The following is a 12,730-nucleotide window of genomic DNA, read 5'->3' as shown; positions in this document are numbered from 1 at the left end:
AGGCCATTGCCGCTTTGGGAGGCGAGCCGGAGCAGACGGCGCGGCAGATTATTGCCGGCGCAGTGGCTGTCATCCGGCGCACGATTCAGGAAATGCTGAACGAATGGGCCAAGCAGCCCGTTTATACGGTGGACGACGTTATCCGCGGCACGGAATTCGTTCCTCAGCGTTTAATCGGCGTGGGCGGCGGCGCTCCCGGTCTGATTACGGCTTTGGGCGAGGAGATGGGCCTGCCCGTGGACATTCCTTTGGGTGCAATGGTAGCCAACGCCGTCGGCGCGGCGGTAGCGCGTCCCACCTTGAGCGCTGGCCTGCGGGCGGATACTACCGACGGCTATTACATTATACCGGAAAGCGGACGGCGGGAGCGGCTGCCGCGGGGCTTCGGCAAGGCTATGGCGCAGGGTATTCTTAGCCAATGGCTGCGGGAGCAGACGGCGGATTGGCTGCTGCCTGATCATGAAACGGAGCTTATCAGTTACGAGTATTTCAATACCGTACACGGCTATTATGACCGTGGCGATATTTACAGCCTGCGTATGCAGCTCAAGCCAGGCATTCTGCACAAGGTTCGCGGCAGGGAGGTGCGTTTTTGATGGCTAAAAATACTTTGGGCTTAGTTTTTTTTCCAGCCTTTGACTGGATGATCAGCCCCGGACACCCGGAGCGCCAGGAACGGCTTTTATATACCCGCGACCAGCTGGAGGAGGAGGGGCTATTCGACTGCGAGGAAATTCGCGAATACCGTCCCCGTTTGGCGCAGATAGAGGATTTGCAGCGAGCGCACGTGGGCGTGCCCAACATTGCCCGGCTGATAACGCCCGCCCATCTTACCTCCGCCGGAGGCTGCCTGGCGGCGGCGGACGCCGTAATGCAGCGGGAGGTGCAGCGCGCCTTTGCGCTGGTAAGGCCGCCGGGACATCACGCTATGCGCGTTGTTCACGGAATTCGCGGCTTTTGTACTGTTAATATTGAAGCGATCATGGTAGAATATTTACGGAGCAAGTATAATATCCGCAAAATTGCCGTGGTAGACACGGACGTGCATCATGGCGACGGTTCGCAGGATATTTTTTACCACGATCCCAATACTTTATATATTTCTTTTCATCAGGACGGGCGCACGCTGTACCCGGGCACGGGCTTTCCGGAGGAAGCTGGCAGCCCCGCGGCCTGGGGAACCAATATCAACCTGCCGCTGCTGCCGGGAACCGGGGACGAGGGCCTGCACCGTTTGTACGACGGGCTCATCAGCCATATTTTAGAGGATTTTCAGCCGGAGCTGATTATCAACAGCGCCGGGCAGGATAATCATTTCAGCGACCCTTTGGCTTCCATGCAGGTTACGGCGCAGGGCTATGCGCGTCTGGCAGATAAGCTGCGGGCCGATATTGCCGTGCTGGAGGGCGGTTATTCTATTGAAAGCGCTCTGCCCTATGTGAATACCGGCATTATTTTGGCTATGGCAGGCATGGATTACAGCAAGGTAGTGGAGCCGGACAGCAGTATGCTGCGGCGGCAGGACCCGCGCTGCAATAAGCGGGTGGACCAGCTTATCGAGCAGGCCGGAGAAATTTATTTTCAGCGGGAAGCTATGCAGCAGCGTTTGCTGGCTAAATGCGGCGGCGTATGGCAGCGGCGCAAGCATATTTATTATGACGAGGAAGGCATTCGCGAGGAGCAGGTGGAAACCCTGCGCTATTGCGCGTACCGTGCCTGCGGCGGCTATTTCACTATGCAGACGGCGGCGGAGGGCACGCGCTTCGGCGACCAAAGCGCTTTTATCGTCTGTCTGCCCCGCGGCGTGTGCGCCAAATGCCGTCAGGTTGCCTATGACGAAGCCCTGCGGGAAAAGAAGCGCGGCAAATGGCAGTATGTGCTGGTGCAAAATATAGACGGCGGCGTGATTGAGGAGTTGTAAGGGGACGAGGCTTGATAAATAAAATGTTTGGAAACGAGGTTTTGGCATGTTAAAGGAATTGGTTATTGCTACTCATAACCAGGGCAAGGTAGAGGAGTTTAAAGTTTTAATGAAGGACCTGCCCATCGAAATTAAATATCTGGCGGATTTTGATAAAGTGGAGGAGCCTGCGGAAACAGGCCGTACCTTCGCGGCTAATGCGCGGTTGAAGGCGGTGTATTACGCTAAAAAATTGGGCAAGCCCTGCATTGCCGACGATTCCGGGCTGGAGGTGCAGGCGTTGGACGGCGCGCCCGGCGTGCGCAGCGCCCGTTATGCCGGAGAAGAAGCCAGCGACGAGGATAATAATAACCTGCTGCTGCACAATATGAAATTCCAGGTGAAGCGTACCTGCCGCTTCCGCTGCGCCTTGTGCGTGGCTCAGCCCGACGGCAAGGTGCTGAACGAGGTGGACGGCGTCTGCGACGGTATGCTGCTGCATGCGCCTTTGGGCAGCGAGGGCTTCGGTTACGACCCGCTATTTTGGTCCACGGAATTACACAAGGGCATGGGCGAAGCCAGTATGCAGGAAAAAAATAAAATCAGCCATCGTGGTAAAGCTATCCGCAGGCTGGTGGCTATCTGGAGCAAAAAGAAATGAAAATAGGCATCACCGGCGATACTCACGGCAGCGTGCAGGCCGTTCGCAAAATATTGCAGCTCACGCCGCCGGTGGAGCTGTGGCTGCATACGGGCGACCACGCGGCGGACGCTAATCTGCTGCAAAATCTGACGGGGATTGAAACGGTCTGCGTGCGCGGCAACTGCGATTTGCTGGACAACGGCGCGAAGTACGACGAATTTTTAGTATTGGAAAACTTCAAGCTGTGGCTGACGCACGGGCATAAATATATTCAATGGCAGGAAAAAGCAGATTTAGGCTATTGGGCTAAGACGTTGGACCAGGATATAGTTGTGTACGGGCATACGCATGTGCCGGTCAACGCTTATTACGGCGATACGCTGCTCGTAAATCCGGGCAGCCCGGCTCGCCCTCGCGGCGGCTCCAAGCCCTGCTTTGCCGTGCTGACTTTGCAGCGGGGCGCAAAGCCGGAGGTTGAGTTTATAGATTTATAAACGAATTGGGTAAGAACAGTTCAGACGTTCTGCTATTTTTCATATGAAAATATAAAAAACAGAAACAGCGCCTGCGTTTGCAAGCGCTGTTTCTTTTTTGGCAAATTAAGCCATAGCGTTAACTTTTTTGGCAAGTCTGGATTTTTTGCGAGCTGCGGCATTCTTATGAATGATGCCTTTGCGAGCTGCTTTATCGAGCAAACCGGAAGCAACAGCCAAGGTAGCTTGAGCGTCTTCTTTAGCTGCGGTAGCAGTCATAGCGACAACCTTACGGGAAGCATTGCGGAGAGCTGCTTTAGCCGGAGCGTTTTTAGCGCGGCGCTCTGCGTCGGTTTTTACACTGCGGATGGAAGATTTAATGTTCGGCAACGAATTTCACCTCCTGATAGTTCTTGTACTGAACTATTTTAACACGTGCAGCGCTTTTGCGCAAGGGGTTTGCTAAAATATTTGCCGCTGGCAATGCGAATAATATAATGAAGAATCATTCTTGCCTTAGCTTTTATGTTTACAGGCTTTAGCTAAGAATGCTATAATAAATAGTACTGATAAAATATTTTCTGCAAAGGAGCTAGGCATTTAACGATGATTGAGCAGGATCACATTCGCAATTTTTCTATCATTGCCCATATAGATCACGGCAAGTCGACGCTGGCCGACCGATTGATTGAATATACAGGAACTCTCAGCAAACGCGAAATGGAGGAACAAATTTTAGATTCCATGGATTTGGAGCGGGAGCGCGGTATTACCATCAAGGCGCAGGCTGTGCGCAGCATTTACAAAGCGCGCAACGGCGAGGAATATATGCTGAACTTTATCGATACCCCCGGCCATGTGGATTTTACCTACGAGGTATCGCGCGCGCTGGCGGCCTGCGAAGGCGCGCTGCTGGTTATCGACGCGACACAGGGCATCGAGGCGCAAACGCTGGCCAATGTTTATCTGGCATTGGACAACGATTTGGAAATTGTGCCCGTTATCAACAAGATAGATTTGCCCAGCGCCGACCCGGAGCATGTGAAAAAAGAAATCGAGGACGTAATTGGCATCGACGCCAGCGACGCGGTGCTGTGCAGCGCTAAGACGGGCTTGGGTATCGAGGACGTGCTGGAGGCTATTGTGGCCCGCATTCCTGCGCCCAGCGGCAGTGCTGAAGCGCCGCTCAAGGCTTTGGTTTTCGATTCCAAGTTTGACGCTTATAAGGGCGTGGTGCTGTATGTGCGCGTCATGGAGGGCCGTATCCGCAAGGGTATGAAGATACGCATGATGGCCACCGGCGCTGAATTTGAAGTTACCGAGGTGGGCTATTTTAAGCCGGGCCTGGTGAATGTAGATGAGCTGGAGGAGGGGCAGGTTGGCTTTTTTGCCGCCAGCATTAAAAACGTGAAGGACGCCCGCGTAGGCGATACGGTTACGGACGCCAACAATCCGGCGGAGCGGGCGCTGCCGGGCTATCGCAAGGCTACGCCCATGGTGTACTGCGGCCTGTACCCTGTAGAAAACTCCGATTACGACAATCTGCGCGACGCCTTGGAAAAGCTGCAGCTGAACGACGCTTCGCTGGTTTTTGAACCGGAAACTTCTACGGCGCTGGGCTTCGGCTTCCGCTGCGGCTTTTTGGGACTGCTGCACATGGACGTTATCAAGGAGCGCTTGGAGCGCGAATATAATTTGAGCCTGATTACCACGGCTCCCAACGTAATTTACGAGGTTTTCCGCACTAACGGCGAGGTGGAGATGGTTGATAATCCTTCTTTATTCCCCGACCCGACGCTTATCGACCATGTGGAGGAGCCTTACGTCAATGCGACGATTATCGTCCCTAAGGATTATGTGGGCGCGGTCATGGAGCTGAGCCAGGAAAAGCGCGGCGAGTACGATAATATGACTTATCTGGATGATACTCGCGTGATGATTCACTATGCGCTGCCCTTGAGCGAGATTATTTTCGACTATTTTGACCGTTTGAAATCGGCGACCCGCGGCTACGCTTCTTTGGATTACGAGCTGAGCGGCTATCGCTATTCTAATCTGGTGAAGGTGGATATTCTGCTGAACGGCGACCCTGTGGACGCTTTGTCCGCCATTGTGCATAAGGACAGCGCTCAGGTGCGCGGCCGCCAGCTGGTGGAAAAGCTGCGCAGCCTGATTCCTCGGCAGATGTTTGAAATTCCCGTGCAGGCCGCTATCGGCAATAAGGTTATCGCCCGCGAAAATGTGCGCGCTATGCGCAAGGATGTTTTGGCCAAGTGCTACGGAGGCGATATCAGCCGTAAGCGCAAGCTTTTGGAAAAGCAAAAGGAAGGCAAGAAGCGCATGAAGCAGGTGGGCAGCGTGGAGCTGCCGCAGGAAGCCTTCATGGCGATTTTGAAGATGGATTGAGCGCAGTCAGTTTGCGATAAAGGTTGGTGAATGCTTATGGTAGTTCAGATGCAGGGGCTGCTGTCCACAATCAGCGTCCTGGACATTATCGACATTGCCGTCGTAGCCTATTTTCTCTACCGTTTATATTTGATGCTGAAAAATACCCGCGCCGCGACATTGGTTAAGGGCCTGCTGGTGCTGGTGCTGATTATGGTTATCTGCCGCTGGCTCAACCTGCACGTTATCAGCTGGCTGCTGGAAAAGAGCATGACGGTGATTATGGTAGCGCTGCCCGTAGTTTTTCAGCCGGAGCTGCGCCGTGCCCTGGAGCAGATTGGTCGCGGTAAGCTGTTCCACAAGAGAAGCGAGCTGGATGAGCAGGAGCTGGAAGTTATGCTGGATTCGGTGGCCCACGCTACCAAAGTTATGAGCCGCGATAAGGTGGGCGCGCTGATGGTTTTTGAACGGGCGACCGGTCTGGTGGAGCGCATTGAAACAGGCGTACCCATCGACGGCTTAATCAGCAGCGGTTTGATTCAAAATATTTTCGTGAAGGATACGCCGCTGCACGACGGCGCTGTGGTGATTCGCGGCAACCGCATTGTGGCCGCCTGCTGCCTGCTGCCGCTGACGGAAAACCGCAATTTGAGCCAGGAGCTGGGTACGCGCCATCGCGCTGCTATCGGTATGTCGGAGCAGTCGGACGCTATGGTGCTGGTAGTCAGCGAGGAAACAGGCGCTATCTCTATTGCCCGCAACGGCGAGCTGATGCGCTATCTGACGGTGAACGACGTGAAGGAAATTCTGCGCCGGGCTATATTCCAGCCTCATGCGGCTATGAAGGTTTCCTTGGCCGACAGACTTAAAGGCTTGTGGGGCGGTGATAAAAAATGAAATTCTTTGAAAGATTAGAGCGTAAAGAAAATTTACTGGCGCGGATTATCAGCCTGCTGGTGGCCTGCGGCCTGTGGGTTTATGTGATGTCGGACCAAAACCCCATAGTGGAGCGCAGCGTGGAGGTGCGTTTGCAGCAGGCCAATCTGCCGAATAATATGATGGTGTTTAATGTGCCCGACAGGGTTATGGTAAAAATACGCGGCTCGCGCACCAAGGTCAGCGACAATGTGGACGGACGCCTGATGGCTTCGCTGAATTTAAAGAATGTGACCGAAGGACAGCAGAGCCTGCCGGTACGGGTATCCTTTCCTGACGGCGAGGTAGTTTCGGTAACGCCGTCGGAGGTTTCCGTGTATGTGGATACGGTCAGCGAAAAGCAGGTTCCCGTAGTGCCGCGCGAGGTGGGAAATTCCAATGGCGATATGACTATCGGGCACAGCGTTATTACGCCGTCGGAGGTAACTTTGCGCGGCGCTACCCACCGTATCGATAAGGTTAATAAGGTGGTTGCGCCTGTCGACGTCACCGATCGTCAGGGCAGCTTCCAGGCGGAAAGCGATTTGGTGGCGGTCAGCGACGACGGCTACGATATTCCTAATATGCGCATCATTCCCGAACGGGTTATGGTGCAGGCGACGATGGTTAAGCAGCTGCTGTCCGTCGATGTGCCGGTGAACCTGGTTATGAGCGGCACGCTGCCACACGGCGCGGTGGTGACGAAAACGGAAATTGTGCCCAAGACTATCAGGGTGACGGCGCCGCCTTCCTTGCTTAAAGAATTGAAGGCCGTCAACACCAAGCCTGTGGACGTGACCACCTTAAACGGCAGTACGGCTATCGCGGCGGAGCTGGAGCTGCCGGATAATGTGATTCCGGAGGTTCGCAGCGTGCAAATTATGCTTTCGGTGGAAAGGCAGAATTAAGCGGCAATGAAAATTAAAATCAATAATGTGCGCATCAGCCTGCTGCACGAAACGACGCTGGAGCAGGCGGTCTGCAAAAAAGCCGGCGTGGGCAGGGAAAGCCTGGGGACGCTGCGCGTTTTGCGCAAGGCGGTGGATGCGCGCAAGAAAAACGATATATGCTTGAATTATCACGTTTTGGCAGAGGTGGATGTCAGCGCCCGTCAGGGCAAGCGCCTGTTAGCCGACCGTGATATTACGCAATACGAGAAGCCTGTAAAGGAGCCGCTGGTTTTAGGCACGCTGCCCTTGAGCGCGCCGCCGGTGATTATCGGCGCGGGCCCTGCGGGACTGCTGGCCGCTTTGCAGCTGGCGGAGCATGGCTATAGGCCGCTGCTGTTGGAGCGGGGCAAGCCGGTGGCGCAAAGAGTGACGGACGTGCAGCGCTTTTGGCAGACGGGACAGTTTGACCCAGCCTCCAACGTCCAATTCGGTGAAGGCGGCGCGGGCACGTTTTCCGACGGCAAGCTGACTACCAGAGTTAACGACCCGGTGATGGCGGAAATTTTGCAGCTCTTTGTGGACGCAGGCGCGCCGGAAAATATTTTATGGGAGCATAAGCCTCATGTAGGCACGGATAAGCTGCGGGCCATGGTGACGGGACTCAGCAAACGCATCTGCGCTTTGGGCGGCAGTATTCGTTATCAGGCGCAGGTCAGCGATTTGCTTATCGAAAACGGCTGCGTAAGCGGCGTAGTGTTGAGCAGCGGCGAAAAAATAGCGGGGGGAGCCGTAGTTTTGGCCTGCGGTCACAGCGCCCGCGATACTTACGCCATGCTGGCGCGGCGGGGCGTGGGCCTTAAGACCAAGCCTTTCGCTATCGGCGTGCGCATCGAGCATCCTCAGGAGCTTATAGATAAAGCTCAATACGGCAGCTTTGCCGGCCACCGTTTGCTGGGCGCAGCGGATTACGCTTTGGTTTACCACACGCCGGACAAGCGCCGGACGGCTTATTCCTTCTGCATGTGCCCAGGCGGGCAGGTGGTTGCGGCGGCGTCGGAAAGCGGCGGCGTAGTCGTAAACGGTATGAGTATGTTTAAGCGGGACAGCGGCATTGCCAACAGCGCTCTGGTGGTTAATGTGGGCGTTGAGGATTTCGGCGGCGGGCCGCTGGCTGGCGTGGAATTTCAGCGGCAGTACGAGCGGCTGGCCTTTGCCTTGGGCGGCGGCAATTATTATGCGCCGGCTCAGAATACGGACAGCTTTCTGCACCGCAGCGCCCCCTCGCTGCAAAGTCTGACGGCTGGGTCTTACCGCCCCGGCTTAACTGCCTGCGCCTTGGATAAGGTGCTGCCAGCTTACGTTACGGATACGCTGCGGCTGGGCATCGAAAGCTTTGGCCGCAAGCTGGCAGGATATGCCGACGGCGGCGCGCTGCTGACGGGCGTGGAAACCCGCACCTCGGCTCCCGTGCGCATCGAGCGGGATAAGCAAAGCTATGTGTCGGTGACGCACGATTTGCTTTACCCCTGCGGCGAAGGTGCGGGCTACGCAGGCGGAATTATGAGCGCGGCGCTGGACGGCTATCATGTGGCGCGGGCGATTATGCAAAGATTTGCGCCGCTAAGGTGAAATATAAATAAAAATATGCAAAACTAAAGATAAATTTCAGGGAGGTTTTTGGAAAATGGCACGTTTATTCGGTACCGACGGCGTTCGCGGCGTAGCGAACGTAGAGCTTACGCCGGAGCTGGCCTTTAAGCTGGGCTATGCTGCGGCAAAATATTTTGGCAGAGAGGTGTCCAGCCCCAAAATTATCATTGGCCGCGACACACGCCGCAGTGGGCAAATGCTGGAAAGCGCTTTGGCCGCAGGTATTTGCAGCGCAGGCGGCAACGCGCATCTTTTGGGCGTAATGCCTACGCCCGCAGTTTCTTACTTGACGTCGGAGGTTAAGGCTAACGCCGGCGTAGTAATTTCCGCTTCGCATAATCCCTTTGAGGATAATGGTATTAAATTCTTCTCTCAGACCGGGCATAAGCTGCCCGACGCTGTGGAGGACGAAATCGCCGCTATCGTGGAAGCGCCCATTGATTACAGCACCGCAGTTCGCGGCAGCAGCGTGGGCTGCATCGTGTACGAGGATAATCTGGCCGAGCTGTATATCAAGCATATTTTGAGCACCGCTTATGCCAAGCTCAACGGCTTGAAGGTGGTTATGGACTGCTCCAACGGCGCTAACAGCCAGATTGCTCCAGTAATTTTGCGCAGCCTGGGAGCAGAGGTCGTAACTATTTTCAACGAGCCCAACGGCATTAACATCAACAACGGCTGCGGCTCCACGCATTTGGAAGCGCTGCAGAAAAAAGTTGTGGAAGTAGGCGCTGACGTGGGCATTGCCAATGACGGCGACGCCGACCGCTGCCTGGCCGTGGATGAAAACGGTGAAGCGCTGGACGGCGACCAAATTATGCTTATCTGCGCTTTGGAGTTGATGAAGCGCCATAAGCTGCACGATAATATGCTGGTAACTACGGTGATGAGCAACGTGGGCTTGCAGCAGGCCATGAAGGCTCACGGCGGCCAAACGGTGAAAACAGCCGTGGGCGACCGCTATGTGCTGGAGGAAATGCTCAAGCATAATTATTCTATCGGCGGCGAGCAGTCCGGTCATATTATTTTCTCCGAATTTGCCAAGACCGGCGACGGTATTTTAACCGCTGTGCAGCTTTTGTGCGCTATGATTAAGAATAATAAAACGCTGTCGGAAATGGGCACCGTTATGACTAAATTCCCGCAGGTGCTGCTTAACGTAAGAGTAAAAGACAAGAACGGTTGGGAAAGCAAGCCTGCCATTCAGGAAATTATAAAAAAATACCAGGAGGAGCTGGGCGATAACGGACAGATTCTGGTGCGCGCTTCCGGCACCGAGCCTTTAATCCGTATTATGGCCGAGGGTCCGAAGCAGGAACGCCTGGAGCAAATCGCCGGCGCTATTGCCGATGTTGTTACACGCGAACTGGCTTAATTCACTTTTCGTTTTCTTGACCAAAGTATTATAATCATGTAAAATAAATATAGTCACAAAGATGTGCCGCGCGTGGCCCGCCTGCCTGCGCGGCTCATTGTATGCCTGCGGGCAGAAATGTGCTGAAGCGCAAGCGCCGTTTTCAAGCGGCGGACGAGGATTGAGGTTATCGAAGAGTCAGCGGATGCCTCACGGTGAGCTGTAAACCGCAAGCAGGGTACAAAGCCCCTTGGCAACAAGGGAGGTAAAATTCCTGCGGCAGCATGGCAAATAATTTTTAGGAGGATACTCTTATGTGTGGTATCGTTGGTTACATTGGCAGTCATCAGGCTGCGCCGTTTTTGCTGGACGGTATGAGCAAGCTGGAATACCGCGGCTATGATTCCGCCGGTATTGCGGTTATGGAAAAAGGCGTTATCCGCGTGGATAAGTGCGTGGGCCGTTTGGACGCGCTGCGCCAGAAGCTGGCAGGCAATATGCCCGTAGGCACCGTCGGCATTGGCCATACCCGCTGGGCAACCCATGGACGCCCGTCGGACCGCAACGCTCATCCCCATACGGACAGCAGCGGCAAGTTCGTTGTGGTGCATAACGGCATTATCGAAAATTATTTAAAATTGAAAGAAGAATTGATCGCTCAGGGTCACGAATTTGTTTCCGAAACCGATACTGAGGTCGTGGCTCACCTGATGGCGGAAAAATACGACGGCGATTTTGAAAGCACAGTCAAAAAGGTGCTGCGCGTGATTAAGGGCTCCTACAGTCTGGTGTTTATGTGCGAAGCCGAGCCTGATAAAATCATCTGCACCAAGAAGGATAATCCGCTGGTTATCGGCCTGGGCGAGGGTGAAAACTTTATCGCTTCTGATATTCCCGCCATCATTAATCACACCCGCCGTACCTTTATTATGAGCGACGGCGAAATCGCTACCGTGACCGCAGACGGCGTATGGGTGCAGGACATTAACGGCACGCCCATCAGCAAAAAGGTTTTCGAGGTCAACTGGAACGCCGAGGCTGCGGAAAAGGGCGGTTTTGAGCATTTCATGCTGAAGGAAATTTACGAGCAGCCCAAGGCTATGCGCGACACCATGACCGGCCGCGTCAATGCCGAAGCGCAGGCCATTGCTTTCCCAGAGCTTAACTGGACGCCGGAGGAAATCGGCAGCATCAATAAAATCTTTATCGTTGCCTGCGGTACGGCTTATCATGCGGGCATCGTCGGCAAGTATTATCTGGAGCAGCTGGCCCGCGTGCCTGTAGAGGTGGATATTGCCAGCGAATTCCGTTATCGCGATCCTTTGGTGGACGGCAACAGCCTGACCATCGTTATCAGCCAGAGCGGCGAAACCAGCGACACGCTGGCAGCTTTGCGCGAGGCTAAGCGTTTGGGCTCCCGTACCTTGGCCGTGACTAATGTGGTGGGCAGTTCCATCGCTCGCGAAGCAGACCAGGTGGTTTATACCTATGCCGGCCCGGAAATTGCTGTCGCTTCCACTAAAGCTTATACTACCCAGCTGCTGGCTATGCTGATGCTGGCAGTTTATGTGGGCCGCCTGCGCGGCACTCTGCCCGCTGAAAAGGAGCGGGAGCTGGTAAGCGGTCTGACGGAAATCCCCGAACAGATTCACCAAATGCTGGAAAATGTGGACCAGATTAAGGTTTTTGCCCGTGAATACGGCAGCAGCGAGGACGCTTTCTTCCTGGGCCGCAGCTTGGACTATGCGGTAGCCTTGGAGGGCGCGCTCAAGCTGAAGGAAATTTCCTACATTCATGCCGAGGCTTATGCCGCAGGCGAGCTTAAGCATGGTACGCTGGCGCTTATCGTATCCGGCGTGCCCGTAATTGTGCTGGCTACCCAGATGGACGTTTATGATAAAACTGTCAGCAACCTGCAGGAGGTTAAGGCGCGCGAAGCCGTGGTTATCGCCATCGGCTTTGAGGGCGACGCTTCCCTGGCAAAGTATGCCGACCATGTTATCTATATTCCCAAAACAGAAAAATATCTGGCGCCGCTGCTGGCAGTGCTGCCCTTGCAGCTGCTTGCTTATTACGCTGCGCTGACCCGCGGCTGTGACGTGGATAAGCCGCGTAATCTGGCTAAGAGCGTTACTGTAGAATAAAAACGTCCTTTCCATTGCCAAAGGCGCAGGAAGAACGTCCGGAGTTTTTCAAATTTAATATTAAATTTTGGGACTGCTTTCGTCATGCCAACGGAAGCAGTCTTTTTATTCCTGTCGTGCAATGCGAGAGGAAAATGTTCGCCGCAAAATTTTTCTGCGATACTTCTCTGTGAATGGTATAATAAAGTAATACGAGGAGGAGCGTCATGGAAAAATTAACTGATTTTAGCTTTAGCGGGCCTTTGGGGACGCTGGATTGTATTGTGGAGCCTAACAGAAGCCGGCGCGATGCGGTGCTGATTATGGCGCACGGCTTTCGCGGCAGCCGCGAGGGCGGCGGGCGTGCGGCGGGCGTGGCGTATCAGGCTGCCTGCTG

At 54.6% G+C, this 12,730-nt stretch carries 10 protein-coding genes and 1 pseudogene; 10 read left to right on the top strand and 1 reads right to left on the bottom strand.

Annotated elements, in window-relative coordinates; all coding sequences use genetic code 11:
- The 4 genes and pseudogenes from QZ105_RS09030 to QZ105_RS09015 all read left to right on the top strand — a co-directional run.
- Window positions 1–596, top strand: a pseudogene (locus QZ105_RS09030) (hydantoinase/oxoprolinase family protein); the annotation flags it as partial.
- The gene (locus QZ105_RS09025; RefSeq protein ID WP_293729591.1) at window positions 596–1,921 is read left to right on the top strand and encodes a histone deacetylase; all 1,326 of its coding nucleotides are present in this window, start codon (window positions 596–598) and stop codon (window positions 1,919–1,921) included. The pseudogene QZ105_RS09030 and the gene QZ105_RS09025, both read left to right, overlap by 1 nt.
- A gap of 46 nt (window positions 1,922–1,967) precedes the next feature.
- Complete coding sequence (locus QZ105_RS09020; RefSeq protein ID WP_293729590.1) at window positions 1,968–2,561, top strand: XTP/dITP diphosphatase; 594 nt, start codon at window positions 1,968–1,970, stop codon at window positions 2,559–2,561.
- Window positions 2,558–3,037 carry a metallophosphoesterase gene (locus tag QZ105_RS09015; protein ID WP_293729589.1) on the top strand — a complete coding sequence of 160 codons (480 nt, stop codon included), beginning with the start codon at window positions 2,558–2,560 and terminating at the stop codon, window positions 3,035–3,037. The genes QZ105_RS09020 and QZ105_RS09015 overlap by 4 nt, the downstream gene beginning before the upstream one ends.
- Before the next feature lie 105 nt (window positions 3,038–3,142).
- Here QZ105_RS09015 and rpsT read toward each other — a convergent pair whose 3' ends face one another.
- The gene (gene rpsT, locus QZ105_RS09010; protein ID WP_293729588.1) at window positions 3,143–3,406 is read right to left on the bottom strand and encodes a 30S ribosomal protein S20; all 264 of its coding nucleotides are present in this window, start codon (window positions 3,404–3,406) and stop codon (window positions 3,143–3,145) included.
- Window positions 3,407–3,625: 219 nt separating this feature from the next.
- Between rpsT and lepA the strand changes: the two genes are divergently transcribed.
- The 6 genes from lepA (at window position 3,626) to glmS (ending at window position 12,354) form a co-directional block, all read left to right on the top strand.
- Window positions 3,626–5,422, top strand: coding sequence for a translation elongation factor 4 (lepA, locus tag QZ105_RS09005; RefSeq protein WP_366936031.1), 1,797 nt, complete (start codon window positions 3,626–3,628; stop codon window positions 5,420–5,422).
- A 36-nt stretch (window positions 5,423–5,458) separates the two neighbouring features.
- Window positions 5,459–6,298 carry a diadenylate cyclase CdaA gene (gene cdaA / locus QZ105_RS09000; protein ID WP_366936030.1) on the top strand — a complete coding sequence of 280 codons (840 nt, stop codon included), beginning with the start codon at window positions 5,459–5,461 and terminating at the stop codon, window positions 6,296–6,298.
- Window positions 6,295–7,224 carry a CdaR family protein gene (locus QZ105_RS08995; protein WP_293729585.1) on the top strand — a complete coding sequence of 310 codons (930 nt, stop codon included), beginning with the start codon at window positions 6,295–6,297 and terminating at the stop codon, window positions 7,222–7,224. Before cdaA ends, QZ105_RS08995 begins: the two co-directional genes overlap by 4 nt.
- A 6-nt stretch (window positions 7,225–7,230) precedes the next feature.
- Window positions 7,231–8,835 (top strand): NAD(P)/FAD-dependent oxidoreductase, encoded by a 1,605-nt coding sequence (locus QZ105_RS08990; protein WP_293729584.1) that lies wholly within the window; start codon window positions 7,231–7,233, stop codon window positions 8,833–8,835.
- Window positions 8,836–8,890: 55 nt separating this feature from the next.
- Entirely contained in the window at window positions 8,891–10,231 is a 1,341-nt protein-coding gene (gene glmM, locus QZ105_RS08985; RefSeq protein ID WP_293729583.1) for a phosphoglucosamine mutase, read from the top strand.
- 293 nt (window positions 10,232–10,524) lie between these two features.
- Window positions 10,525–12,354: a glutamine--fructose-6-phosphate transaminase (isomerizing) gene (gene glmS / locus QZ105_RS08980; RefSeq protein WP_293729582.1), complete on the top strand. Its 1,830-nt coding sequence runs from the start codon at window positions 10,525–10,527 to the stop codon at window positions 12,352–12,354.
- Window positions 12,355–12,730 lie beyond the last annotated feature (376 nt).

It is taken from the genome of uncultured Phascolarctobacterium sp., from assembly GCF_905212365.1.
Lineage (GTDB): Bacteria > Bacillota > Negativicutes > Acidaminococcales > Acidaminococcaceae > Phascolarctobacterium_A.
This window is presented reverse-complemented; position numbering and strand designations above follow the sequence as displayed.